Genomic DNA, 26,187 nt, shown 5'->3' with positions numbered 1-26,187 from the left:
AAGAGTCATACGCTATGAGAGGACAACACCTTACCTTTATTTACTTTACAAGATCAGAATTGCCATTCAACTCTGCAAGAATCTCCTTAGCAAGACTGCTTGATACAGGAGAGTGGTGATCATACTCCATTGAAGAAGTAGCACGACCAGAGGTAATTGTACGAAGAGCTGTCACATAACCGAACATCTCTGACAATGGAACCATAGCCTTAACGATACGTGCACCACTACGAGCTTCGTCCATACCCTGAACAAGACCACGACGCTTATTCAAGTCACCAATGACATCACCCATGTTCTCTTCAGGTGTAACAACCTCAACCTTCATGATAGGCTCCATCAGAACAGGACCAGCTTTAGGACAAAGAACCTTAAATGCCTGATGTGCAACGAGCTCAAATGACAACTGATCAGAGTCTACTGGGTGGAAAGAACCATCCGTTAAAGTAACCTTAAGACCAGTCATTGGGAAGCCACCAAGTACACCATTGTTCAGGCAATCCTTGAATCCTTTCTCCACTGCAGGGATGAATTCCTTAGGAACGTTACCACCTTTGACAACATTGATAAACTGCAAGTCACCCTCTGTGTAATCTTCATCCTTTGGCTCGATAGTTACATCAATACAAGCAAACTTACCACGACCACCAGACTGCTTCTTATAAGTCTCACGGCTCTGTGCAGCCTTAGTAATAGCTTCCTTGTAATTAACCTGAGGTTTACCCTGGTTACATTCAACCTTGAACTCACGTTTCAGACGGTCAATAATGATATCAAGGTGAAGCTCACCCATACCAGATATAATAGTCTGACCACTTTGTTCATCAGTACGAACTGTAAATGTAGGATCCTCCTCTGCAAGTTTAGCAAGACCATTGTCAAGTTTAGCAACATCAGCCTGACTCTTAGGCTCTACTGCAATAGAGATTACAGTATCAGGGAAAGTCATAGACTCCAATACAATTGGTGCATTCTCATCACAAAGAGTATCACCTGTACGGATATCTTTAAAACCTACACCTGCGCCAATATCTCCAGCATCAATTGACTCCATAGGGATTTCCTTATTAGAGTTCATCTGGAACAAACGGCTAATACGCTCTTTCTTACCAGAACGTGGGTTGTAAACATAAGAACCAGCAACAACCTTACCTGAGTAAACACGGAAGAATACCAAACGACCCATAAATGGATCAGTTGCAATCTTAAATGCCAAAGCAGATGTTGGATCGCTTTCACTTGGCTTACGATCCTCTTCCTCCTCTGTATCTGGATTTACACCAACGATAGCTGGAGTATCCAATGGAGAAGGTAAGAATGCACAAACATAGTCGAGAAGAGGCTGAACACCCTTATTCTTATAAGAAGAACCTAAAAGCATTGGGCAGCATTCCATAGCAATACAACCCTTACGGATTGCAGCGATGATTTTCTCTTCAGGAATATCCTTACCTTCAAGATACAGCTCCATCAACTCATCATCAAAGTTTGCTGCACCCTCAAGTAATTTATCACGCCACTCAGCAGCTTCATCTGCCAAGTCTGCAGGAATATCTTCTACATCATATTCAGCACCCATAGTCTCATCGTGCCAAAGGATAGCCTTCATTTTAATAAGGTCTACAACGCCTTTGAAGTTTTCCTCTGCACCAATTGGGATCTGAATAGCAATAGGGTTTGCACCCAAGATGTCCTTCATCTGAGAAACAGTCTCAAAGAAGTCAGCACCAGAACGGTCCATCTTGTTTACATAACCAATACGTGGAACGTTGTACTTATCAGCCTGACGCCATACCGTCTCAGACTGTGGCTGAACGCCATCAGCAGCTGAATATGTAGCAACAGCACCATCAAGAACACGCAATGAACGCTCAACCTCAGCAGTAAAGTCAACGTGTCCCGGAGTATCAATCAAGTTAATCTTATAAGACTTGCCAAGATAGTTCCAGTTACAAGTAGTTGCAGCAGACGTAATAGTGATACCACGCTCCTGCTCCTGTGCCATCCAGTCCATAGTAGCAGCGCCATCATGAACCTCACCGATCTTATGAGTCTTACCTGTATAAAAAAGAATACGCTCAGATGTTGTCGTCTTACCGGCATCGATGTGTGCCATAATACCGATATTACGAGTCAAATGTAAATCGTGATTTGCCATTTTCTTTTTACCTTATTATATAACTTGATTAGAATCTGAAGTGAGCGAAAGCACGGTTAGCCTCAGCCATACGGTGCATATCTTCTTTACGTTTGTAAGCACCACCCTGGTTATTGAATGCATCCATGATCTCAGAAGCCAGCTTATCAGCCATGCTCTTACCACCGCGCTTACGTGCGAAAGCGATCATATTCTTCATAGAAACACTCTCCTTGCGATCAGGGCGAATCTCTGTAGGTACCTGGAATGTAGCACCACCGATACGGCGACTCTTTACCTCTACCTGCGGAGTGATGTTATCAAGAGCCTGCTTCCACACTTCCAGTGGAGACTTCTCTTCATCCTTCATCTTACCGCCTACGATATCAAGGGCTGCATAGAAGATTTCGTATGAGGTATTCTTCTTACCATCATACATCAAGTGATTTACAAACTTAGAGACCTTCTGGTCATTGAACTTTGGATCCGGAAGGATCACACGCTTCTTTGGTTTTGCTTTTCTCATTGTTTAATTTATAAGCTTTAATTCTGCGGAGGCTGTCGTCTTATCGTTCTTCAACACTCACTCTTGAGCATTTACTCAACCTTGTGATTACAAATCTCCAGCAAAACTATCGTTTTTAGTCTTCTTTTATGAGCCTTGGAGCATCGACCATCACCGGCCGTTGCACCTCGGCTTTATAGATTTTTCTGAAGCAATTATTACTTCTTAGCTGCCTTTGGACGCTTAGCACCGTATTTAGAACGACGCTGTGTACGGTTAGCAACACCTGCGGTATCAAGAGTACCACGTACGATGTGATAACGTACACCAGGAAGGTCCTTCACACGACCACCACGAACAAGAACGATACTGTGCTCCTGCAAGTTGTGACCCTCTCCAGGGATATAAGAGTTAACCTCCTTCTGGTTGGTCAAACGAACACGGGCAACCTTACGCATTGCCGAATTAGGCTTCTTAGGAGTTGTTGTGTAAACACGAACGCAAACACCACGACGCTGTGGACAGTTGTCCAAAGCTGGGGACTTACTCTTGTCTACGATGTCCTTTCTGCCCTTTCTTACTAACTGTGAAATAGTAGGCATAATTTTAATTTTTTATTGTTATATATTTATTTTGTTTATTTTCAAATAGTTACGACACCAAGTATTCACTTCACATAAGTATACAATTCGCTCTGTCGTTTCGGGGTGCAAAGGTACAAAGAATCCATTAAACGACCTAATAATAAGAACAAGAATAAGCTGAGCGATGATGTAATTAACAATAAATAACGTTTTATTTATTATTTAACACTGCTTATCCAACCCCGACGAGAGAATTAACAATGATAACAAGAAGTACGATTCCTGTTATGATCACGTACAACCAATCACGTTGAATACCAAAATCTACTAATGACAACACGACACGCATCACTGGTGTAAGCATCAAAACTATCACTCCAAGTTGTATCCAACCAGTTGCAGACAAGGCGAATACAGACTTAAAAATACCCTCAACCGTCGTATAACTAGCATCTCCTTGATGAAAAGTAGTATAGTCAGGCAATGAAGAGCCTGCAGAGGATGCGATATACCAGATACCTCCCAGCAATGCAATGATACATGCAGCAAAGACTCCGATGCGCAAAGTATTGCCAATCAGAGTATTCATATTATTCTTTGAGCTTAAGTTACTTCCCATATCAGAACTTTCCTATTATACCATTATATATCATATTCAATGCAACCAACAATATAGCTACAGCGAATATCTTTCGTAATACTCTTACATCAAGATGCTTCAGCAACTTTGCACCACTCATTGCACCTGCCAAGACACCAACCATAATTGGGAAAGCAATACCTGGTTCAATATATCCGCGCTGGAGATAAACTACGGCAGAAGTAACAGCTGTTACACCAATCATGAAGTTACTTGTCGTTGTACTAACCTTAAAAGGAACCTTCATACAACTATCCATAGCAAGAACCTTCAACACACCACTACCAATTCCTAACAAACCAGACAATGCACCAGCAAGAACCATTACCGAGAATCCCCCAGATACATTGGTAAGTTCATAACTCTGAACCGTTCCATCCTTAGTAGGATAAGAACCAAACAGCTTCAGTTTCTTAGCCAAATTACTACCTTTTACACCAATATAATCTGTTTTCTGACGGAACTGCATAGCTACCGTGAGGAGTAAAACTGCTCCAAAAATAATAGCAATAACATTTGTTGGCATCCACAGGGCTGCTGCAGCTCCTAAAACTGCACCTACACTCGTTGCTATCTCAAGGAACATACCCAATCGAATGTTGGTCAAGCCCTCCTTCACATAGGCACTTGCGGAACCTGAAGACGTTGCGATAGAAGCAACCAAGGCTGCACCAATTGCGTAATGGAAGTCAATACCAAAAGCTAACGTAAGGAGAGGAATGACAATTACGCCACCTCCCAACCCTGTCAAAGAGCCCAGCAAGCCTGCGCAATAGGCTCCGAAGAGTAAAAGAAAAGTAAAAAGTATAATACTCATAGAGAAAATTTTGATGCAAAAGTACATAAATCCTTTGAAAGGGAATAATAATGTCTAATAAAATGCTCCTATCTATTACATGAAATAGCAAGGCTAATAAGAAAAAAGAAATAATCTTACAAAAATCAAGAGTCTATCTATTCTTTACGATCTAATAAGCCTTAAAAATAGGATTTATAACACATAGACTATCAAGTAGTTACAAAGAGCAAAGTAAAAGATGCCCTTTTACCATGCAAAAGGGCACCTTTTACGATGTAAAAGGGCATCTTTTGCAATGTAAAACATGCCCTTTTAGAATGCAAAAGGGCGTATATTAAAATGCGAATATGAAATTATCTTACATCACAAGGAGAAATATATGCTAAAGCATCAGTGTAAACACAAATTGAGCCCACCCTTAGCGAGTTATCAGAACCACAGGAATACGGCGTATTCTCCTAATCTAATATCATAAGAACACTCCCTGAAGCAACAAGCAAAGCACCAACAATGACTTTAAATGAGGGCTGTTCATGAAGAAAGATGAATGCTAGAAGAATCGTGATGACAACGCTCAGTTTATCAATAGGAGCCACACGAGACACACTTCCTGTTTGTATCGCTTTAAAATAAAACAACCATGACAAGCCTGTTGACAGACCAGATAATATCAGGAAAAGCCATGTATTACGACTAATTGTCTTTATTTCACATAGATGAGAACCAAAGATAACAATCCCCCATGTAAGAAATAGGATGATAGTTGTACGGACTGCCGTTGCCAGATCAGAATTGATATCCTTGACACCAATCTTTGCACAGATTGCTGTTAACGCAGCAAAGAATGCTGATAGAAAAGCATATACTTTCCACATAATGCTATTGTATGATTTACTTTATTATCCTTTTCTCTATATTATATATAAGGTGATACGATAACAAAGAAGCTTTCTTACGTTCAATCTTTGCCATTGACATCCTTATAGAGGATAATTACAATGCTCACCACTACAACAAAAGTACACTTTTTCACGGACACCCGTCAAAAATAAAAGCAAAATTAGACAACGATGATATGTTTTTATTCTTCAAAGAAAATATAAAACCAAGTATATACTTTGAGGTTACTCTTATCAAAATACAAATTAAATCATTATTTTTTGGTATTGTACCATTTCATTTACTATTGTATCTTTGCACGACCAAATAACAAACCGGGAGCTTAGAGGGTACTAAGGTCTCTTCACTAACACATAAAAAAGGATAATAACAAAAACAAAAAACTTTTATATGAGACAACATTTTAAAAGAGGAATAGCATTGCTATTCATTGCCTCATCCATCAGTCTGAATGCACAGACTATGCACAAAGTGCGTGTTATCAACCAAGATACAGGTGAGCCAATCATCGGTGCCATCATCAAAGGGCCCAAAGGAGTACAAGCTGTAACAGATGAAGAAGGGTACTTCACTGTGAATAATAACGACGATCAGGTTTTAAGCATTAGTTATGTGGGCTTCAAACCTCAAAACATCAAGGCACAAAGCCTACAGAATCAGTCTACAATAAGCCTTATACCAGGTGCCGATCTTCAAGAAGTATTGGTTACTGCAAGTATCTCCAGTGCACGAAGTCAGAAGGCATTGGGTAGTAAAGTTGATCATATAGACCTTAGCAACTTATCAAAAGAGTCGCATACCAACTCTCTCAGTGATATCTTAGATGGCAAAGTCGGTGGTGTACAGATGTACCAAAGTAATGGAAAGGTGGGTATGCCTATCCGTTTCAATATGCGTAGTGGTGCTACAATGAGTATGGAACGCGACCCTATAATATACGTAGATGGTGTGAAATTCAATAATACACACGTCTCAGACATCAATAGTTCACAAGATGCTCTCAGTGCTCTGAATGACCTGACAATTGATGACATAGCAAGTATTGATGTTATCAAGGGTCCTTCAGCGGCAGCAAGCTATGGTGCTGAAGCGGCAAACGGTGTGATCATCATCACTACAAAGCGTGGAAAGACAAACAATCCAGAGAACAAAAAGGCAGACATACTCGTAAAGATGACACTTGGTGCATCAACTTTAGCCCGTAAATATGACCAATTTGTGAACAATGATGCACTGAACAACTTCTTTCAAACAGGGTGGCAGAAATCACTCTATACCTCTGTTTCAAAAGCCTTCCAGGGTAACCAGAGCCTCTTCTTCTCCTATAATCTCAATGACATTGCTGGGATTGTGCCTGGAAATAAGGACCAGAGACATAGTGCAAAGTTGGCTTATGACCTTCGGTCGAACCGTTTCACACTGGGTGCAACCGCATCCTACATCCACGGAAATATTAGTCTTCCACAAACGGCAATGGGCAGATACGATGCTATTTGGAACATGATGATTAATCAGACACCATGGCCTTATATAGAAGAAAGTGCATGGAGAGCACAGAGTTGGATCTATAACAATGACCGTTTCATCGGTAACCTCCGCCTAAGTTACATCCTTCCAGGAGACGTTAAGTTAGAATCCTTGTTTGGAGTAGATGTGAATCACACAGAAGGAATCTATCGTTTACCTTATGGCTACCTGCTGGGGAACAACAGCGAGGGGGCTAAAAGCATTAGTAATCGGCGCAATTCAAACCTGAACTGGGATATAAAAGCTTCTCGGAAGTTCCACCTTGCTGACAAGTTAGACCTTACTGCAACGCTCCTTTCGCAGATTGTACAGCAAAAAGAGGATATGAACAGTATCGCAGCATCACACTTCAGAAGCGATGTTGATAATATTGCAGCAGCTACAGAACGAACTGTAACAGAGTCAACCTTCGAACAACGCACGTGGGGGTCTCTATGGAGAAGCATTCCTAAACTATGACAATCGACTCTTCATCAATGCTGGGTTAAGGCGTGATGCATCCAACCTTATCGGTAGTAATGTGGCAAGTATCTACTATCCTTCTATGAGTGTATCATACAATCTAAGGAATCAGAAGTTCCGTTTGGCTTACGGAGAAAGCGGAAGACTGCCCTATCCTACTGATGCACGCACCTCATATGTCATGGACGGAGTCTCTGCCTACGGTCCTATTGTACATCCACAATACAAAGGAAACCCAAACATCAAGCCAGAACGTATGCGGGAAATAGAGTTCGGTTCAGACTGGACTATCAAGAATAACCACACGCTTTCTCTCACCCTTTATGCTCAATACACCACAGATGCTATCATCTATGAGGACCTATTATCAAGTGATGGATGGATAGGAAGCATGCCCAACAACGTTGGTAAGGTAAGAGGTTATGGATTAGAGCTTAACTACAATGGTACGTTATGGCGTCAGGGCGATCGCCATTCATTGGATGTTTATGCCAATTTGAACTATCAAACTAACAAAGTAACAAATACTGGGGGCAGAGATATCACCAATTATCCTAACGTCATCAAGGAGGGTTACCCTGTTTATGCATTCTATTACCACACAGTAGATGGGCCTTCTTTCAACCGAGATGGCAGCTACAACACGAAAGTTGGCGCCATAGAGAGTAGTGACTATGCCTATCTTGGTAAGCCTTTTCCTGCTGTGAACGGAGCTTTCGGATTCAATCTCAAGTTATTTAAGAACTTTACACTCGGTACTAAGTGGAACTATGCACTGGGAGCATCTATCTATAACCAGAGTTTCTACAATGTATCGGGATTAGGTGATAACCTTAAGAAACGTAATGACCAGCTACAGGCACTGGCAAATGCCACTGTCGGTACACCAGAATACAACCAGATTGCTGATGAGTTGGCAAAGAGTGCACGATTCAGAGCCAACTATATAGAAAAGGCTGACTTCCTTCGTCTGTCAACTCTGTACCTCGGCTATGACTTATCTACATTGGCACGTAAGTGGACACAGAATGTAGTCAACGGTATGAGGTTCTCATTTGCAATTCAAAATGTCTTTGTCATCACTAACTATCCGGGTGCTGATCCACAGGTTGAGAGCAATGGTGGGACCAGAAGACAGAGAGGTATTGGTAGCTTATCACGTGATATAACGAATGCTCCTCACCCTCGTACGTACACAGCAACACTTAGTTTCACATTATAATCATAAAGAGAATAAACATGATAAAGAAAACAATATTTGCTATACTCGCTCTATCTATATGTCTTACGAGTTGTGACTCATGGGTTGAAAATGCTGAGACACCAAGTAACACCGTAACAAGAGAGCAACTGAATAAGGCGACAATGATTGCCAATGTTCAGTCAAACAAACTAAGTGACGGTCCATTAGTTGCTAACGTCAGGACGTTACAAGGGACTGCTGCAGCTGGAGTTTTCCTTGCTTTAGGCACGACTGTAGATGAACTTACAGAAGGAACTATCCCTAATACGTTGCTATACCGACAAATAGTTAATGACAATGTTACACCCAGATCAGGGACACAAGACGGACTTTGGGACCAGTTGCAAGACTATTACGCACGTAGTAAAGAACTTATTGAAGTAGCAGAACAGATTCCAACAGGGAATGCTCAGACGGAAATATCTAAGATGTACGGACAGTATATGGGGCATCTGCATGCAGGATATGCACTTCAATTGCTTGCTGAGACATTCTCTTCCACACCAGAAACTGGGGATGGAGGAGTAATCATAAACAAAGCTCTTTTATCAAGGCAGGACTTATATACCCAAGCTAACGAACACTATGAGGCTGCAGCAAAGGCTATCACATCAAGCGTAATGCAGGGATTCAATGGAATAGACCGCGATGCTGCCTACCGACAGATAATGACTTACGAACTCAAATTGTCTATACATCAAGGAGATTACAACAGAGCAGCAACGTTAATCGACAAGGCTATAAACAATAGTAATGGGAATATTGAGGTAATATATGGTAATGACGGTGGAGACAATCCGCTTTATAGTGCTATTGGACCGAATGCTCGTAACGTACAAGTCAGCCCATCTTTAGAAGCAGCACGTACTTCTTCAGCTATGATCAAAGCTCTTCCGTTGAAGCACGCAAGCGTTGACAAGCAGAATCCAAACCGTTACAACATCTATGCCGCAGCACTTACCAGAAAGGGAGCATTGGTCTTGACGGATATAGATGAGATACATCTCATTAAAGCTGAACTCATCATAAGAGGATTAATAACTGGTAATGCGCTAAATGAAGTAAACACTGTTATCAGCCAATATGATAGCAGTAGCCAATTAACCACAGCCCCTTCCCTCAATGACATTGCAGATCTTCGTCGTATATTCCTTGCATTCCGAGGAGAGCGTACCGCTGATATACGCCGAGGATTGGAGCGAGGTACTATTGCCACAACCTGGCAAAACCGCAAGATAAAATGGCTACCTATGCCTGAAAGGGAATTATCTGCAATGAATATGTAACAAGATTATTAATCCAACCAACTAATAAAACCATTGCGCAACCTCTATAATAGGTATGCACAATGGTTTTTCTTTGTATCTAATGAACCTCTCCACGTATCAAAGCCATAATGACTATAACTGGTTAAAGATTATCACGCAGAACAGTTTATCAACTTTCAATATACAATCAATAAATTACCCGATGATTGTCGTTAAGGAATCAGGTATGTGGTGTTCATTGTTCCAAAACAAAACATCTACGTTTTGGCATAAAAGAGAGGATGTATCAAAATAGACACATCCTCTCTTTTAATTTCTTAAAGCTTATTCTGTTCGTAAAAAGGGTAACCGTTTTCATCAAAACAGTCGACTAATTTTCCAAAAAGGGTTGACTGTTTCGACAAAAAGGGGATGTGTCTATTTTGACACATCCCCTTCATAATCCTTTATTGTAGCTGCCTTATGCATCTACTCCACCATTTCCAAAAGGAGCAATAGTACGTGGCTCCTGATTAGGATCATGGCGATCAATCTTTCCAAACTCTTTTTCGTAACGCACAACGTTATCCTGCAAAGCAGCAAGAAGACGCAGTGCATGCTCTGGAGCAATGATTACACGACTTGTCACAGTTGCCTTTGGGACTCCTGGAAGTAGTGTCGCAAAATCTAATACAAACTCTGAGCTAGAGTGAGATATTATCTGGAAGTTTGTATATACACCTTTAGCAATCTCTGGAGAGAGATCAATCTGTAACTGTTGTCCCTCTTGATTCTGATTATTATTGTCCATTTGTTTAATAAGATTTAGATAAAACATTATTTCTATGGGTGCAAAGATACTATATTATCATCATCTACCCAAGTTCATTAAGTTAAAGTTTTTTCTATGATCACAATCTTACTTAAGCCACAGATAGCAAAAGAAGGGATTCACAAAGCCTGTGAATCCCTTCTTCTTAATATGCATAGAAAGAGTAGAATTACTCCTGTGTCACTTCTGCTGCCTCTTGATTAGCATAGTCTATGACATTCTTTCTGTTAGCTTCCATACGCTCATGCTCTTCCTGTGAGCCTACAACAAGCTTCTGCCACTGGCGAAGACCTGTACCTGCAGGGATGAGGTGACCACAGATTACGTTCTCCTTCATACCCTCAAGATTGTCACTCTTACCACGGATAGCAGCCTCGTTGAGGACTTTAGTAGTCTCCTGGAAAGAAGCTGCACTCATGAAACTCTTCGTACCGAGGGCTGCACGAGTAATACCCTGGAGGATCTGAGTTGCTGTTGCTTGAACAGCATCACGCACTTGAACAAGTTTAAGGTCACGACGCTTAAGACTTGAATTCTCATCACGCAACTTACGCACGGAAAGAATTTGTCCCTTATAACAGTTCTCAGAATCTCCTGGGTCAGTAACAACCTTCTTACCCCAGATACGATCATTCTCTTCTGCGAAGTCAAGCTTATCAATCAACTCCTGCTCAAGGAACGTTGTATCACCTGGATCATCAATACGAACCTTACGCATCATCTGACGGACGATAATCTCAAAGTGCTTATCATTGATCTTCACACCCTGTAGACGGTAAACGTCCTGAACCTCATTCACAATATACTCTTGTACTGCGGTAGGTCCCATAATAGATAGGATATCAGCTGGTGTGATAATACCATCAGACAACGGAGTACCAGCACGCACAGCATCATGTTCCTGTACAAGAATCTGCTTTGAAAGACTTACTAGATACTTACGCTGTTCACCTGTTTTAGAGGTAATAATAATCTCACGATTACCACGTTTAACCTTACCCATTGTTACCTCACCATCAATCTCAGAAACGACAGCTGGGTTAGATGGATTACGTGCTTCAAAGAGCTCGGTAACACGTGGAAGACCACCAGTAATGTCACCAGCACCACCTACAGAACGTGGTATCTTAACAAGTGTCATACCAGTCTTAATCTCTGCACCATCCTGCAGAATCTGCTCTAAATGACCACCTACCGGAAGGTTGTAAGTACCAAGAATATCAGCAGCTGCATATTGACCATCTGCACCTTTCTTTGCACCAGCCTTAACAACATCAACAGTTGGAACCTTGGTCTTGTCACGAGAGTCGGTTATAATACGTTCTGTAAGACCTGTTGCATCATCAGTCTCTGCCTTATAAGTAACACCTTCTACTACATCATGTAAGCGAAGCGTACCAGCATATTCACTAACAATAACTGCATTGAATGGGTCCCACTTACAAATTACATCGCCCTTCTTCACTTTGTCACCAGACTTGAAGTAAAGAGAACTACCATAAGGCACATTATCTGTAAGGAGAACAATACCTGTATTTGGATCAACAAAACGAATTTCAGCCAAACGGCTTACAACCATCTGACATTCCCTATCATCGTCATCAACAAACGGGACTGTACGGAGCTCATCAAACTCTATCTTAGCATCGTTCTTTGCCGTAATTGTTGCATTAGCAGCAGCATTACCTGCGACACCACCAGCATGGAACGTACGAAGAGTAAGCTGAGTTCCAGGCTCACCAATAGCCTGAGCTGCAATAACACCGACAGCTTCACCCATCTGTACCATACGAGCCGTGGCAAGGTTACGACCATAACACTTCTTACATACACCTTTCTTGCTTTCACAAGTTAGAACAGAACGAATCTCTACCATCTCAATTGGAGAGTTCTCTATAGCCTGGGCCTTAGCCTCTGTGATCTCCTCACCAGCAGCAACAATAATATCACCAGTTGTAGGATTAATCACATCGTGAACAGAGACACGTCCCAAGATACGCTCATAAAGAGTAGCTATGGTTTCATCACCATTCTTCAAAGCACGACACTCAAGTCCACGAAGAGAACCACAATCCTCCTCTGTGATGATCACATCATGTGAAACATCAACAAGTCGACGAGTCAAATATCCTGCATCGGCTGTTTTCATGGCAGTATCTGCCAAACCTTTACGAGCACCGTGAGAAGATATGAAGTACTCCAATACCGACATACCTTCTTTAAAGTTTGAAATGATAGGATTTTCAATAATCTGTGCACCTTCAGCTCCAGCTTTTTGTGGTTTAGCCATAAGACCACGCATACCCGCAAGCTGAGCAATCTGATCAGCAGATCCACGAGCACCAGAGTCAAGCATCATATATACTGCATTGAATCCCTGGTCTGCCTCAGTCATATGCTTCATCACACTTTGCTTAAGGTTATTGTTAACGTGTGTCCAAGCATCAATCACCTGATTGTAACGTTCCTTATCGGTGATGAAACCCATTTCGTAGTTAGCCTTCACCTGATCAACCTCATCTTGTCCCTTACCTACAATGTCTTTCTTTTCTACTGGGACGATGATATCATCCAAGTTAAAAGATAGACCTGCAACATAAGCCATATGATAACCGAGGTTCTTTATACCATCGAGGAACTCACAAGCACGTGCCATACCAACAGCTTTAATAACATCGGCAATAAGACCACGAAGTGACTTCTTAGAGATAATACCATTGAAGAAACCTATCTCGGTAGGGATAATCTGGTTGACGATAACACGACCAACAGAGGTCTCAACCATTCTCTTCTGTATTTTACCATCTACAAGATCGTCAACAACAACCTTTACTTGAGCATGAAGGTCACACTTCTTCTCATTGTAAGCTATGATTGCTTCTTCTGATCCATAGAAAGAAAGGCCTTCCCCCTTAGCACCTGGACGAATCTTGGTGATATAATAGAGACCAAGTACCATATCTTGTGAAGGGACAGTAATAGGCGCACCATTTGCTGGATTTAGAATATTGTGGCTCTGTAGCATCAATATCTGTGTTTCCAGAACAGCTTCATTACTCAATGGGAGGTGAACAGCCATCTGGTCACCATCAAAGTCAGCATTGAATGCTGTACATGCCAAAGGATGAAGTTGAATAGCCTTACCCTCAATGAGTTTAGGCTGGAATGCCTGAATACCCAAACGGTGAAGTGTCGGCGCACGGTTCAACATTACAGGGTGTCCCTTCATCACATTCTCGAGGATATCCCAAATTACAGGCTCACGACGATCTACGATCTTCTTAGCACTCTTTACAGTCTTCACTATACCGCGCTCAATAAGCTTACGAATGATGAATGGCTTGTAAAGCTCTGCTGCCATCAACTTAGGGAGACCGCACTCACCCATCTTCAACTCTGGACCAACAACAATTACCGAACGTGCAGAATAGTCGACACGTTTACCTAGCAGGTTCTGACGAAAACGTCCCTGCTTACCCTTTAATGAGTCAGAAAGAGACTTCAATGGACGATTACTCTCACTCTTAACAGCTGATGACTTACGGCTGTTGTCAAAGAGAGAGTCAACAGCTTCCTGGAGCATACGCTTCTCATTACGCAGAATAACCTCAGGAGCTTTAATCTCCATAAGTCGCTTCAAACGATTATTACGAATGATAACACGACGATAAAGGTCATTGAGATCTGAAGTTGCAAAACGACCACCATCTAATGGGACTAATGGACGGAGTTCTGGTGGAGTGACTGGGATAATCTTCATAATCATCCACTCTGGCTTGTTTACACCAATAGACTGGCGGAAGCCTTCTACAACCTGTAGACGCTTCAAAGCCTCGGTCTTACGCTGTTGACTTGAATCTGTTGTCGCACGATCACGTAACTCACCAGCCAAACGATCAAGATCAATGCTTGAAAGCAAATCATAGACCGCCTCTGCTCCCATCTTAGCAATAAACTTCTTCGGATCAGAATCATCTAAACGATCATTACCTTCTGGAAGCTTATTATCAAGAATATCCAAATATTCATCCTCAGAAAGAAGATCAAACTTGTGAGATCCATTCAAGTCCTCTTCAGAGTCAGCATTCTTCATCCCTTCTACGACACCTGGTTGGATGACAACATACTTCTCATAGTAAATAACAGCATCCAGCTTCTTCGTTGGCATACCTAAAAGGTAGCCAATCTTATTTGGGAGGCTCCGGAAATACCAAATATGGGCAACGGGAACGACTAATTCTATATGTCCAGCACGTTCACGACGTACCTTCTTCTCAGTTACTTCAACACCACAACGATCACAAACAATACCTTTATAACGAATACGCTTGTATTTCCCACAAGCACATTCATAGTCCTTTGTTGGACCAAAGATACGTTCACAGAACAAACCATCGCGTTCTGGTTTATAGGTACGATAGTTTATGGTTTCAGGCTTGGTCACTTCGCCAAAAGAATTCTCAAGGATTTCTTCTGGTGAAGCCAGTCCGATAGTAATTTTGCTGAAATTACTCTTTACTTTATTATCTTTCTTAAAAGCCATGTTTTACTTCTATTATAGGGGTGTACGTATTAATCAAGTTTGATGCTTAGACCGAGACCACGTAATTCGTGTAATAACACATTGAGTGACTCAGGAATGCCTGGTGTTGGCATTGGTTCACCCTTAACGATAGCCTCATAAGCCTTAGAACGGCCTACAACATCATCAGACTTGATTGTCAAAATCTCCTGAAGAACATGAGATGCACCAAAGGCCTCAATAGCCCAAACCTCCATCTCTCCAAAACGCTGGCCACCAAACTGGGCTTTACCACCGAGCGGTTGCTGAGTAATCAAAGAGTATGGTCCAATGCTACGGGCATGCATCTTATCCTCAACCATATGACCAAGTTTCAAGAAGTAAGTGATACCCACAGTAGCAGGCTGATCAAATTTCTCTCCTGTCTCTCCATCGTATATATAAGTCGAACATAAGTTTGGTAAACCAGCCTTATCTGTCCACTCTTTTAAATCAGAGAGTTTAGCACCATCAAAAATTGGGGTAGCAAACTTAACACCTAACTTACGTCCAGCAGCACCAAGAATAGCCTCAAATATTTGACCGAGGTTCATTCGTGAAGGTACACCCATAGGGTTCAGTACCAAATCTACAGGACGACCATCTTCCAAGAACGGCATATCTTCTGTGCGTACGACCTTAGAAACAATACCCTTATTACCATGACGACCAGCAAGCTTATCACCCACCTGAATCTTACGTTTCTTTGCAATATAGACTTTAGCCATTTGAAGAACACCAGAAGGTAGTTCATCACCAATAGTAATTGCAAACTTCTTGCGTTTCAGTTCAGCGTCCATTTGCTTAAACTTGCGAATATAGTTCATAATAAGCTTTTGAATCAGAAGATTCGTATGCTCATCATCTGTCCAGCCATTTGACTGAATTCCTTCGTAATCAAGATTTTTAAGCGCAGCAACTGAGAACTTACTACCTTTAGTTATAATCTCTGCGTCTGAGTAATCTTTTACTCCCTGTGAGACTTTATCCTCAGTCAATTCAAGTAGTTTGTCTACCAAAAGATCCTTCAAATCATTGATCTTTGCCTCTTGTTCCTCATCTATTTTTGCAAGTGTAACCTTATCTTGACGTTTACTTTCACGCGTTTTAATTGCACGACTGAAGAGTTTTTTGTCTATGACGACACCACTAAGTGAAGGATTTGCTTTCAAAGAAGAATCCTTTACATCTCCAGCTTTATCACCGAAAATTGCACGAAGGAGTTTCTCCTCTGGTGAAGGATCACTCTCACCCTTAGGCGAGATCTTACCGATCATGATGTCACCAGGCTCAACACGAGCACCAACACGGATAATACCATTATCATCAAGGTCCTTGGTTGCTTCCTCACTTACATTTGGAATATCTGAAGTGAATTCCTCAACACCACGCTTAGTTTCACGGACCTCAAGAGAATATTCATCAACATGAACTGATGTCAAAACATCCTCACGCACCATACGCTCAGAAATAACGACAGCATCTTCATAATTATATCCTTTCCAAGGCATATAGGCAACAAGGAGGTTACGCCCTAAGGCAAGTTCACCATTTTCTGTAGCATAACCTTCTGTGAGAATATCTCCCTTCTTTACGCGCTGCCCCTTGTCACAGATTGGACGAAGGTCAACAACCATGTTCTGGTTTGTACGACGGAATTTTGGGATACGATATTCTTTTAATGCTGGTTCGAAACTAACAAACTCCTCATCTTCTGAACGATCATACAAGATACGGATTGTTGTTGCATCAACGTACTCAATGACTCCATCTCCTTCAGCTGTTATCATTGTACGCGAATCCTCGCACACTTGCTTCTCAAGACCTGTTCCAACAATTGGTGCATCATTGTGAAGCAAAGGTACAGCTTGACGCATCATGTTACAACCCATCAATGCACGGTGACCATCATCATGCTCTAAGAACGGGATCAGACCAGCAGAAACAGAAGCAATTTGTTGTGGAGAAACATCAATAAGATCAACAGATTCAGGACCAACAACTGGATAGTCTGCATCTTGGCGACATTTAACAGTATCACGGATAAATGTACCATCATCATTCAATGGCGCATTTCCTTGTCCTATAATCTGTTCTTCTTCCTCTTCGGCAGTCAAGAACAAAACGTCCTTGTTATCCATATCAACCTTAGAGTCTGTTACACGACGATACGGAGTAACAATAAAGCCTAGGTCGTTGATTTTAGCATACATACAGAGAGAAGAAATCAAACCGATATTAGGTCCTTCAGGAGACTCTATAGGGCACAGACGACCATAATGAGTATAGTGAACATCACGTACTTCAAATCCTGCGCGTTCACGAGACAAGCCACCTGGTCCTAATGCTGAAAGACGACGCTTATGTGTTACTTCAGCCAATGGATTAGTTTGATCCATAAACTGGCTCAAAGGATTTGTTCCAAAGAACGAATTAATTACACTAGAAATTGTCTTCGCATTAATCAAGTCAGTAGGCTGGAAAACCTCACTATCACGAACATTCATACGTTCCCGAATCGTGCGATTCATACGAGCAAGACCTATTGAGAACTGATTAGCCAATTGCTCTCCAACAGTACGAACACGACGGTTTGATAAATGGTCTATGTCATCGACTGTAGCATTTGAATTTACAAGACTTATAAGGTACTTGATAATTTCAATAATATCATCCTTGGTGAGGACACGGATATCCATATCTGTATCAAGATTTAACTTCTTGTTGATACGATAACGGCCGACCTCACCTAAATCATAACGTTTGTCAGAGAAGAAAAGATTTTGGAACACTTCACGTGCACTAGCATCATCAGCAGCATCAGCATTACGCAACTGACGATAGATATAATTTACAGCTTCTATCTCTGAGTGACTTGGGTCCTTAGCAAGAGTATTGAAAATAATTGAATACTTATTAGCACCTTCTTCATCTTTATGCAGAAGGATTGATGAGACTGCACTATCAAGAATCTGCTCTACAGTTTCTTCTGTTATAATAGTCTCGCGTTCAACAACGACCTTATTGCGCTCTATAGAAACGACTTCGCCTGTATCTTCGTCTACAAAGTCTTCCGTCCAGGTCTTCATTACATTTCCCGCAAGCTTACGCCCAATAGCAGCTTTCATATTCTTCTTATTAACCTTTACCTCTTCACAAAGATCAAAGATTTGAAGAATATCGCGGTCACTTTCAAAGCCAATGGCACGTAACATTGTAGTTACGGGTAACTTCTTTTTACGGTCAATATATGCATACATGACATTATTAATATCAGTAGCAAACTCGATCCAAGAACCCTTGAACGGAATGATTCGCGCACTATACAATACAGTTCCATTAGCATGTACACCCTGACCAAAAAATACACCTGGCGAACGATGTAATTGAGAAACAACAACACGCTCAGCACCATTGATAACAAAAGTACCGTTACTGGTCATGTAAGGAATTGTTCCCAAGAATACATCTTGAATAAATGTACCGAAATCCTCATGATCTGGATCTGTACAATACAGCTTCATCTTAGCCTTCAAAGGTACACTATAAGTTAAACCACGCTCCAAACATTCCTCTATAGAATATCTTGGTGGGTCAACATAGTAATCCAGGAACTCAAGGACGAAATTATTACGTGTGTCGGTGATAGGGAAGTTCTCAGAGAACACCTTATACAAACCGTCATTCTTGCGTTCCTCAGGCGGAGTGTCCAGTTGCAAGAAGTCTCGGAAAGACTTCAACTGCACATCGAGGAAATCCGGATAAGGATACGGATTCTTAACGCTGGCGAAATTTACTCTGGGTTTATTTTCTAATGCCATAACTGAAATTAAATATTCAAATATGAAAGGTCCATTGTGGACTAAATAAGAAGAAGGAAGAACTCCTAATATGTGTCAGAAGACACAAAAAGGTTAGGACTCGCCTACTTGGCAAATCCTAACCATATTGTTTTATAATTGCGAAGTAATAATTACTTCAGCTCAACCTTAGCACCTTCAGCCTCGATGGTCTTCTTAAGGTTCTCTGCCTCAGCTTTAGCCATACCTTCCTTCAATGTAGAAGGAGCGCCGTCTACGAGATCCTTAGCTTCCTTCAAACCAAGGCCACAAGCCTCTTTAACAGCCTTTACAACCTTAAGCTTGTTTGCACCAGCCTCTACGAGAACAACGTCAAACTCGCTCTTCTCTTCGCCACCAGCGGCTGCACCAGCAGCTGCAGGACCAGCAACAGCAACAGCTGCAGCTGCAGGCTCAATACCATACTCGTCCTTGAGGACAGTTGCCAACTCATTTACTTCCTTAACAGTAAGATTTACTAACTCTTCTGCAATAGCTTTTACGTCTGCCATTTTATTCTAACTTTTTGATTTTTGTTCTAAAAATAATATATCTATTGACTTTATTAGATTTTTACTCAGCACGCTCGCCTAAAGTCTTAAGCACACCATGAATAGTGCCAGCGCCTGACTGGAGAGCAGAAACAACATTCTTTGCTGGAGACTGTAGCAAAGCAACAACCTCTGCAATAACTTCGTTTTTGCTCTTTAGAGCTGCAAGTTCTTCGAGTTTATCAGCACCAACAAATAGAGTCTCCTCTACATAAGCTGCTTTCAGAGCTGGAATACCTTCCTTCTTATACTCCTTCAACATCTTAGCTGGCACATTAGCTGTCTGTGTAAACAAGACTGCTGTATTACCTTTCAAAGAACCATACAGTGGTTCAAAATCTACATCAGATGCCTCAAAAGCCTTATGAAGAAGTTTGTTCTTCACAACGACCATATTGATCTCACTCTTGAAGCACTTACGACGGAGAGAACTTGTAGCCTCAGCATTCAATCCAGTTACATCTACTAGATAGAAATGAGGATAATTTTTTAGCTTCTCACCGAGTTCAGCGATAATCGTATCTTTTACTTCTTTCTTCATTGTACAAAACTTTTAGAGTTATTCAGCTGATTTAGGATCAATCTTGACACCCTTACTCATTGTGCTAGAAATAAAGATACTCTTGATATATGTACCTTTAGCAGCAGCAGGCTTCAACTTGATAACGGTAGAAATAAACTCCTTCGCATTACCATAAATCTGCTCAGCAGTCATACTCACCTTACCGATTGACGTGTGGATAATACCAGCCTTATCAACCTTAAAGTCAATCTTACCCTGCTTAACTTCCTTTACTGCTTTAGCAACATCCATAGTCACAGTACCGCTCTTTGGGTTTGGCATCAAACCACGAGGACCGAGAACACGACCCAAAGGACCTAATTTACCCATGCATGATGGCATAGTGATGATGACATCAACATCAGTCCATCCGCCCTTAATCTTTTCAACGTATTCGTCGAGCCCAACATAATCAGCTCCAGCTTCCTTAGCGGCAGCCTCCTGATCAGGGGTACAAAGACAAAGCACACGTGTAACCTTACCAGTACCATTTGGAAGTGACACAACGCCACGTACCATTTGGTTAGCCTTACGTGGGTCAACACCGAGACGAACATCAACATCAACAGAAGCATCAAACTTAGTTGTAGTTATTTCTTTCACTAACTTAGAAGCCTCTTCTAATGTATATGCCTTCCCTGCTTCAACCTTCTCAGCTACTGATTTCTGATTTTTTGTCAGTTTACTCATTTTTACTTTTGAAGTTTAAAATTATTTACCAGGGAAGTCCCCTTTTACAGTGATACCCATACTACGAGCAGTACCAGCCACCAACTTCATTGCACTTTCTACTGTGAAACAGTTTAAGTCAGGCATCTTGTCTTCAGCAATTGCCTTTACCTGCTCCCAAGTTACGGATGCAACCTTCTTGCGGTTTGGCTCTCCTGATCCACCTTTCACTTTAGCAGCCTCCATAAGCTGAACTGCTGCTGGAGGAGTCTTAATGATAAAGCTGAAAGACTTATCGTTGTAGTAAGTAATAACGACTGGAAGAATTTTTCCAGCCTTGTCCTGGGTACGGGCATTGAACTCCTTGCAGAACCCCATAATATTAATACCCTTAGAACCCAATGCAGGGCCTACTGGAGGGGAAGGATTTGCAGCGCCACCTTTAATCTGTAATTTGATTAATCCAGCTACTTCTTTAGCCATTTCTTTGTTAATATTAAAAATTAAACTATAAAAGATAGAACAGTATCCGTAACAATACTATTCTTCCTTTGCGACTTGCATAAAACTCAATTCCAATGGATTCTGACGACCAAAGATCATTACCATGACTTTCAGCTTATGTTTCTCAGAATTCACCTCTTCGATGACCCCATGGAAACCGCTAAAAGGACCGTCGGTAACCTTAACTGTCTCACCTACTTCAAACGGAACATCCTGCACTTCATCAAGCTCAGTCTCTTCCACATTACCTAACAAACGATTAATATCTGCTTGGCGAACAGGTGAAGGATCAGCCATACCTCCGAGGAATCCTAAAACATTAGGCATGAATCGTAACATAGAAGCTATGTCAGGAGTCATTGTGGCCTGAACAAGAACATAGCCTGGGAGACTTAATTTCTCCTTGACTACACGCTTGCCATTACGCAAAGTTGCATGTTTCTCCATAGGAAGTAAAACCTCGAAAACACGCTCAGCAAGCTTCGCGTTCAATCGCAACTGGGCATCAATATATTCTTTTACCTTTGCCTCTTTGCCACTGACAGCACGAAGAACATACCATTTCTTTTCAGTATCAGCCATTTCTTACCTAATGAATTAACTTGGATATACAAAATCCATTACGTGCTGGAATACAAAATCCATAGCAAACACAACCAACGCAATGACTAGGGAAGCAGATAATACAACCATTGCACTATGTGTAAGCTGGGCACGTGATGGCCATGTAGTTTTATGCGCAAGTTCGTCGTAGCAAGCCTTGCAATAATTAACTATCTTCTTAAACATAAAATTCTTCTCTAATAGCACGGGTTGAAGGACTCGAACCCTCGACACCTGGTTTTGGAGACCAGTGCTCTACCAACTGAGCTAAACCCGTAAGTAAGTTCCCGTACCCCGAGAGATACGGGAACTTAATATTTATAATCTTCGAATTATCGAGATTAGTTTACGTCCTCAAGAATCTGAGTAATCTGACCAGAACCTACGGTACGACCACCCTCACGGATAGCAAAACGAAGACCCTCATTCAAGGCAACCTTATAGATAAGAACTACCTCGATCTCAACATTATCACCTGGCATTACCATCTCAACACCCTCTGGGAGTTTGATTTCACCAGTACAGTCCATTGTACGGAGGTAGAACTGTGGACGATACTTATTACCGAATGGAGTATGACGACCACCCTCTTCCTTCTTCAAAACATAGATAGAAGCCTTGAAGTGATCGTGAGGAGTAATAGCTCCTGGGTGTACTACAACCATACCACGCTTAACCTCAGCTTTATCAATACCACGAAGGAGGAGACCTACGTTATCACCAGCCTGACCCTGTGCAAGGTTCTTACGGAACATCTCGACACCAGTGATGACAGACTTCTTATCTTCACCAAGACCAAGGAGCTGAACCTCATCACCAACCTTACAGATACCAGTCTCAATACGACCTGTAGCAACAGTACCACGACCCGTAATAGAGAATACATCCTCAACTGGCATCAAGAAAGGCTTGTCAACTTCACGCTCTGGCTCCTGAATCCAAGAGTCAACAGTATCCATCAACTGCATTACAGAATCAACCCACTTTTCAACACCGTTCAAAGCACCAAGTGCAGAACCGCGAACAATAGGAGTATCCTCTTCATATCCGTACTGTTCGAGGATTTCGCGAACCTCCATCTCAACGAGATCAAGCATTTCCTCATCCTCAACCATATCACACTTATTCAAGAAAACCACCAAACGAGGTACGTTTACCTGACGAGCGAGCAAAACGTGCTCACGAGTCTGAGGCATAGGACCATCAGTAGCAGCCACAACCAAGATAGCACCATCCATCTGAGCAGCACCAGTAACCATGTTCTTCACATAGTCAGCGTGACCCGGACAGTCTACGTGTGCATAGTGACGATTTGCTGTCTCATACTCAATGTGAGCAGAGTTGATAGTAATACCACGCTCTTTCTCCTCAGGAGCATTATCAATCTGATCAAAAGACTTAACATCTTCAGAACCGAAGCCCTTCTCATGAAGAACCTTAGAAATTGCTGCAGTAAGAGTAGTCTTACCGTGGTCAACGTGACCGATAGTACCAATGTTTACATGCGGTTTGGTACGCACGAATTCTTCTTTAGCCATAGCTTTTCTTTATTTAATATTAAATGAATAATCTGTGTTTTATTGTTACACTTTATTATTTAGAAAAAGTAGTAGAGCTGTAACTGAGAGTTGAACTCAGGACCTCTTCCTTACCAAGGAAGTGCTCTACCACTGAGCTATTACAGCAAAACCTTAGAGCGGAAAACGGGGCTCAAACCCGCGACCCCCAGCTTGGAAGGCTAGTGCTCTATCAACTGAGCTATTTCCGCAAATTACATTTCCAAAGTGGGTAGTGATGGATTCGAACCACCGAAGCTAGAAGCAGCAGATTTACAGTCTGCCCCATTTGGCCACTCTGGAAACTACCCTAAGAAATGTATTCTTCCTTTAAAGAAGAGCCTCTTGTCGGATTCGAACCAACGACCCCGAGATTACAAATCACGTGCTCTGGCCAGCTGAGCTAAAGAGGCGTACTTTGCAGCCAAAGGCTACTGTCGTAAAACGGCTGCAAAGGTAATGCTTTATTTTTAATCTCCAAAACTTTTCTGAGATTTTTTCAACGTTTTCTCTGCTTTTCCTTAAACTTGGTGAGCTGCACCTTCATTGCATCTAAGCACTGATCAACACTCTCTTCAAAAGTATCACACGTCTTCTCCACGAACAGTTTTGTTCCAGGAACATCGACTGTAAGACTAGTTGTTTTGTTCAATGCCGTAGCAGGTTTCTCCACCTTTAATTGCACCTCTACTTTCTGAATGTCTTCGTAAGACTTTTCTAACTTTTCGACCTTCTTAGTTATAAAGGCCTGTAACTTTTCGGTAGTGTCGAAATGTATCGACTGAATCTTAACTTCCATAGGTACCTCCATTTTAAAAGGTTAAGCCCTTGGGTGGGCATTTTTATAGACTTTTTTCAGTTGCTCAAATGTTGTATGAGTATATATCTCTGTCGTAGAGAGACTCTCATGACCGAGCAACTTCTTTACACTTTCCAGCCCCGCATTATGATTAAGCATAGCTGTGGCAAATGTATGGCGAAGAACGTGTGGTGTTCGTTTCTTCAACGTTGACACTTTTGACAAATTCTTCTTTACCAAACTTCTTACCTGTGCACCGCTCATTCTCTCTCCCACCTTAGTTTGAAAGAATGCAGCAGATCCATCTTTCACCATAGCATCACGTTTCTGCCGATATATAGCCAACGTTTTTGCCAAATTCTCACCATAAGGAATGATACGCTGCTTATTTCTCTTACCTGTCACCTTTATTTCACAAGTAACACTATCCACATCTTTATCATCCAACCCCGTCAGTTCTGATAAACGAATCCCCGTCTCATAGAACATTATTATTAATGTACGCGAGAGGACATCCTCATAACTATCGGTCCACATCTTTGAATCCAAGAGCCGTTCCATTTCTGTTTCTTTAAGAAACTGGGGTAACGGCTTTTTCTTTTTGGGTCCTTGCAAACCATGAACAGGGTCTCTTTGGACAATTTTCTTACGAAGTGCGAAACGATAGAATGATCTCAGAGCGCTTAATCTTCGATTCACCGAAGACGCAGAGTTCCCCCTATCCATCATATACTCCATCCAATTGCGGATAACATCAGCATCTACCGATGTCCAAGAGACTTGCGAATCAAGAGATTCAAAGAATCGTTCAAAGTCACTTAAGTCTTCACGATAACTCTTTACGGTCAACAAAGAATAATTTCTCTCTAGCCGCAAATAATCTAAGAACATCTCTATCATCGGCGCGTTGTCAAACCTTTACTGGCAACGAATTTACGGAAATTAATCCGAACTACCAAATTTTTTAAAGAAGTTTTTACTCTTCTTTGTCGCGAAGTTGCTGTACGTAAACGGCATGTTCCATCTTCAAGCGTTTCTTAACAGATGGTTTGTCAAACTGCTGACGAGCACGAAGCTCCTTAACAACACCTGTTTTCTCAAACTTTCTCTTGAACTTCTTGAGCGCGCGCTCGATGTTCTCACCGTCCTTAACTGGTACAATAATCATGCTTTTTGTTTTTATTTTTTTATTAATTAGACATTCACAAAAGGGCATGACACCACTTTTGCGGCTGCAAAGTTACACTTTATTCTCCTAACTGCCAAACATTTGTGTTTTTTTCCGACTTTCTATCCCTTTAATTTACTTTTTTCAACTCCGTGTTTACGGTAGACACAAAGAAGTTTTCAAAGGTTTCAACATCTTTAAACATATAAAGTATTCTAACAGATGCTATACACAGATAAAGCCTCACTCCCAACTTCATTTACACCATCATGCAAGTTACTTATCTTTTAACGCCGCACAGAATAAAGCTTCCTTATGGATTTTATCGATTTACTTCTAATTTTGCAGTAACTATCATCAATAGACATAGAGTCATAGGAATCTATATAACAGCAACTTGTACAAAGAGCTGAAAGCAACGGCAAACCCTTTACCAAAATAAACTTATAATATAATTCCGCTGATACATCTAAATCTTATAAAGATCCACTCCAATTCA

Annotated in this window: 22 protein-coding genes and 5 tRNA genes; 3 read left to right on the top strand and 24 right to left on the bottom strand. The window is 41.5% G+C overall.

Translation table 11 applies throughout. The features are described from left to right. Positions 1-40: 40 nt before the first annotated feature. The 6 genes from fusA to ACZ48L_RS07790 form a co-directional block, all read right to left on the bottom strand. Positions 41-2,158, bottom strand: coding sequence for an elongation factor G (gene fusA, locus ACZ48L_RS07815; protein WP_008821978.1), 2,118 nt, complete (start codon positions 2,156-2,158; stop codon positions 41-43). A gap of 28 nt (positions 2,159-2,186) precedes the next feature. Further along, positions 2,187-2,663, bottom strand: coding sequence for a 30S ribosomal protein S7 (gene rpsG, locus ACZ48L_RS07810; RefSeq protein ID WP_008821977.1), 477 nt, complete (start codon positions 2,661-2,663; stop codon positions 2,187-2,189). 197 nt (positions 2,664-2,860) lie between these two features. Then, on the bottom strand, positions 2,861-3,244 hold the full coding sequence (gene rpsL, locus ACZ48L_RS07805; RefSeq protein ID WP_004335835.1) for a 30S ribosomal protein S12: 384 nt from the start codon (positions 3,242-3,244) through the stop codon (positions 2,861-2,863). A 214-nt stretch (positions 3,245-3,458) separates the two neighbouring features. Next, positions 3,459-3,845 carry a DUF1634 domain-containing protein gene (locus ACZ48L_RS07800; protein ID WP_008821976.1) on the bottom strand — a complete coding sequence of 129 codons (387 nt, stop codon included), beginning with the start codon at positions 3,843-3,845 and terminating at the stop codon, positions 3,459-3,461. A 1-nt stretch (position 3,846) separates the two neighbouring features. Next, a complete protein-coding gene (locus ACZ48L_RS07795; protein WP_025791946.1) occupies positions 3,847-4,683 on the bottom strand; it encodes a sulfite exporter TauE/SafE family protein in 837 nt (278 codons plus the stop codon). 440 nt (positions 4,684-5,123) lie between these two features. Continuing rightward, a complete protein-coding gene (locus ACZ48L_RS07790) occupies positions 5,124-5,540 on the bottom strand; it encodes an EamA family transporter (protein WP_025791945.1) in 417 nt (138 codons plus the stop codon). Between the two features lie 415 nt (positions 5,541-5,955). Between ACZ48L_RS07790 and ACZ48L_RS07785 the strand changes: the two genes are divergently transcribed. Genes ACZ48L_RS07785 through ACZ48L_RS07775 form a run of 3 tightly spaced genes read left to right on the top strand, consistent with a single transcriptional unit; the run spans position 5,956 to position 10,083 of the window. Then, positions 5,956-7,551 carry a TonB-dependent receptor plug domain-containing protein gene (locus tag ACZ48L_RS07785; protein ID WP_081767855.1) on the top strand — a complete coding sequence of 532 codons (1,596 nt, stop codon included), beginning with the start codon at positions 5,956-5,958 and terminating at the stop codon, positions 7,549-7,551. 13 nt (positions 7,552-7,564) lie between these two features. Further along, on the top strand, positions 7,565-8,776 hold the full coding sequence (locus tag ACZ48L_RS07780; RefSeq protein ID WP_081767854.1) for a TonB-dependent receptor domain-containing protein: 1,212 nt from the start codon (positions 7,565-7,567) through the stop codon (positions 8,774-8,776). Between the two features lie 17 nt (positions 8,777-8,793). After that, entirely contained in the window at positions 8,794-10,083 is a 1,290-nt protein-coding gene (locus ACZ48L_RS07775) for a RagB/SusD family nutrient uptake outer membrane protein (protein WP_199897298.1), read from the top strand. Between the two features lie 442 nt (positions 10,084-10,525). Here the strand turns inward: ACZ48L_RS07775 and ACZ48L_RS07770 are convergent, their stop codons facing one another. The 18 genes from ACZ48L_RS07770 to rpsU all read right to left on the bottom strand — a co-directional run bounded on the left by ACZ48L_RS07770 (position 10,526) and on the right by rpsU (position 25,688). Further along, a complete protein-coding gene (locus ACZ48L_RS07770) occupies positions 10,526-10,855 on the bottom strand; it encodes a DUF3467 domain-containing protein (RefSeq protein ID WP_008821970.1) in 330 nt (109 codons plus the stop codon). A gap of 190 nt (positions 10,856-11,045) precedes the next feature. Beyond that, positions 11,046-15,419 (bottom strand): DNA-directed RNA polymerase subunit beta', encoded by a 4,374-nt coding sequence (gene rpoC / locus ACZ48L_RS07765; protein ID WP_008821969.1) that lies wholly within the window; start codon positions 15,417-15,419, stop codon positions 11,046-11,048. A gap of 29 nt (positions 15,420-15,448) precedes the next feature. Continuing rightward, a complete protein-coding gene (rpoB, locus tag ACZ48L_RS07760; protein ID WP_025791941.1) occupies positions 15,449-19,258 on the bottom strand; it encodes a DNA-directed RNA polymerase subunit beta in 3,810 nt (1,269 codons plus the stop codon). A gap of 152 nt (positions 19,259-19,410) precedes the next feature. Beyond that, positions 19,411-19,788, bottom strand: coding sequence for a 50S ribosomal protein L7/L12 (rplL, locus tag ACZ48L_RS07755; RefSeq protein ID WP_008821967.1), 378 nt, complete (start codon positions 19,786-19,788; stop codon positions 19,411-19,413). 61 nt (positions 19,789-19,849) lie between these two features. Further along, entirely contained in the window at positions 19,850-20,368 is a 519-nt protein-coding gene (gene rplJ / locus ACZ48L_RS07750) for a 50S ribosomal protein L10 (protein ID WP_008821966.1), read from the bottom strand. An 18-nt stretch (positions 20,369-20,386) separates the two neighbouring features. Beyond that, positions 20,387-21,079, bottom strand: coding sequence for a 50S ribosomal protein L1 (rplA, locus tag ACZ48L_RS07745; protein WP_008821965.1), 693 nt, complete (start codon positions 21,077-21,079; stop codon positions 20,387-20,389). A gap of 21 nt (positions 21,080-21,100) precedes the next feature. Then, on the bottom strand, positions 21,101-21,541 hold the full coding sequence (gene rplK, locus ACZ48L_RS07740) for a 50S ribosomal protein L11 (protein WP_008821964.1): 441 nt from the start codon (positions 21,539-21,541) through the stop codon (positions 21,101-21,103). 57 nt (positions 21,542-21,598) lie between these two features. Beyond that, complete coding sequence (gene nusG / locus ACZ48L_RS07735) at positions 21,599-22,144, bottom strand: transcription termination/antitermination protein NusG (RefSeq protein WP_008821963.1); 546 nt, start codon at positions 22,142-22,144, stop codon at positions 21,599-21,601. A 15-nt stretch (positions 22,145-22,159) separates the two neighbouring features. Next, complete coding sequence (secE, locus tag ACZ48L_RS07730) at positions 22,160-22,351, bottom strand: preprotein translocase subunit SecE (protein WP_009435163.1); 192 nt, start codon at positions 22,349-22,351, stop codon at positions 22,160-22,162. A gap of 18 nt (positions 22,352-22,369) precedes the next feature. Then, positions 22,370-22,442, bottom strand: a tRNA-Trp gene (locus tag ACZ48L_RS07725). A gap of 64 nt (positions 22,443-22,506) precedes the next feature. Continuing rightward, positions 22,507-23,703: an elongation factor Tu gene (gene tuf / locus ACZ48L_RS07720; protein WP_008821962.1), complete on the bottom strand. Its 1,197-nt coding sequence runs from the start codon at positions 23,701-23,703 to the stop codon at positions 22,507-22,509. Between the two features lie 75 nt (positions 23,704-23,778). Continuing rightward, positions 23,779-23,850 (bottom strand) — tRNA-Thr (locus tag ACZ48L_RS07715). Positions 23,851-23,860: 10 nt separating this feature from the next. Then, positions 23,861-23,933, bottom strand: a tRNA-Gly gene (locus ACZ48L_RS07710). A gap of 17 nt (positions 23,934-23,950) precedes the next feature. Then, a tRNA-Tyr gene (locus ACZ48L_RS07705) sits at positions 23,951-24,032 on the bottom strand. 28 nt (positions 24,033-24,060) lie between these two features. Next, positions 24,061-24,134: transfer RNA gene (locus ACZ48L_RS07700), tRNA-Thr, on the bottom strand. A gap of 86 nt (positions 24,135-24,220) precedes the next feature. Continuing rightward, positions 24,221-24,520 (bottom strand): ribosome hibernation-promoting factor, HPF/YfiA family, encoded by a 300-nt coding sequence (gene hpf, locus ACZ48L_RS07695; protein ID WP_025791939.1) that lies wholly within the window; start codon positions 24,518-24,520, stop codon positions 24,221-24,223. Between the two features lie 21 nt (positions 24,521-24,541). Further along, positions 24,542-25,420: a tyrosine recombinase XerC gene (locus ACZ48L_RS07690; RefSeq protein ID WP_025791938.1), complete on the bottom strand. Its 879-nt coding sequence runs from the start codon at positions 25,418-25,420 to the stop codon at positions 24,542-24,544. Positions 25,421-25,496: 76 nt separating this feature from the next. After that, positions 25,497-25,688, bottom strand: a complete 192-nt coding sequence (rpsU, locus tag ACZ48L_RS07685; RefSeq protein WP_008821959.1) for a 30S ribosomal protein S21 — start codon at positions 25,686-25,688, stop codon at positions 25,497-25,499. Positions 25,689-26,187 lie beyond the last annotated feature (499 nt).

The organism is Prevotella histicola, assembly GCF_055385135.1.
This window is presented reverse-complemented; position numbering and strand designations above follow the sequence as displayed.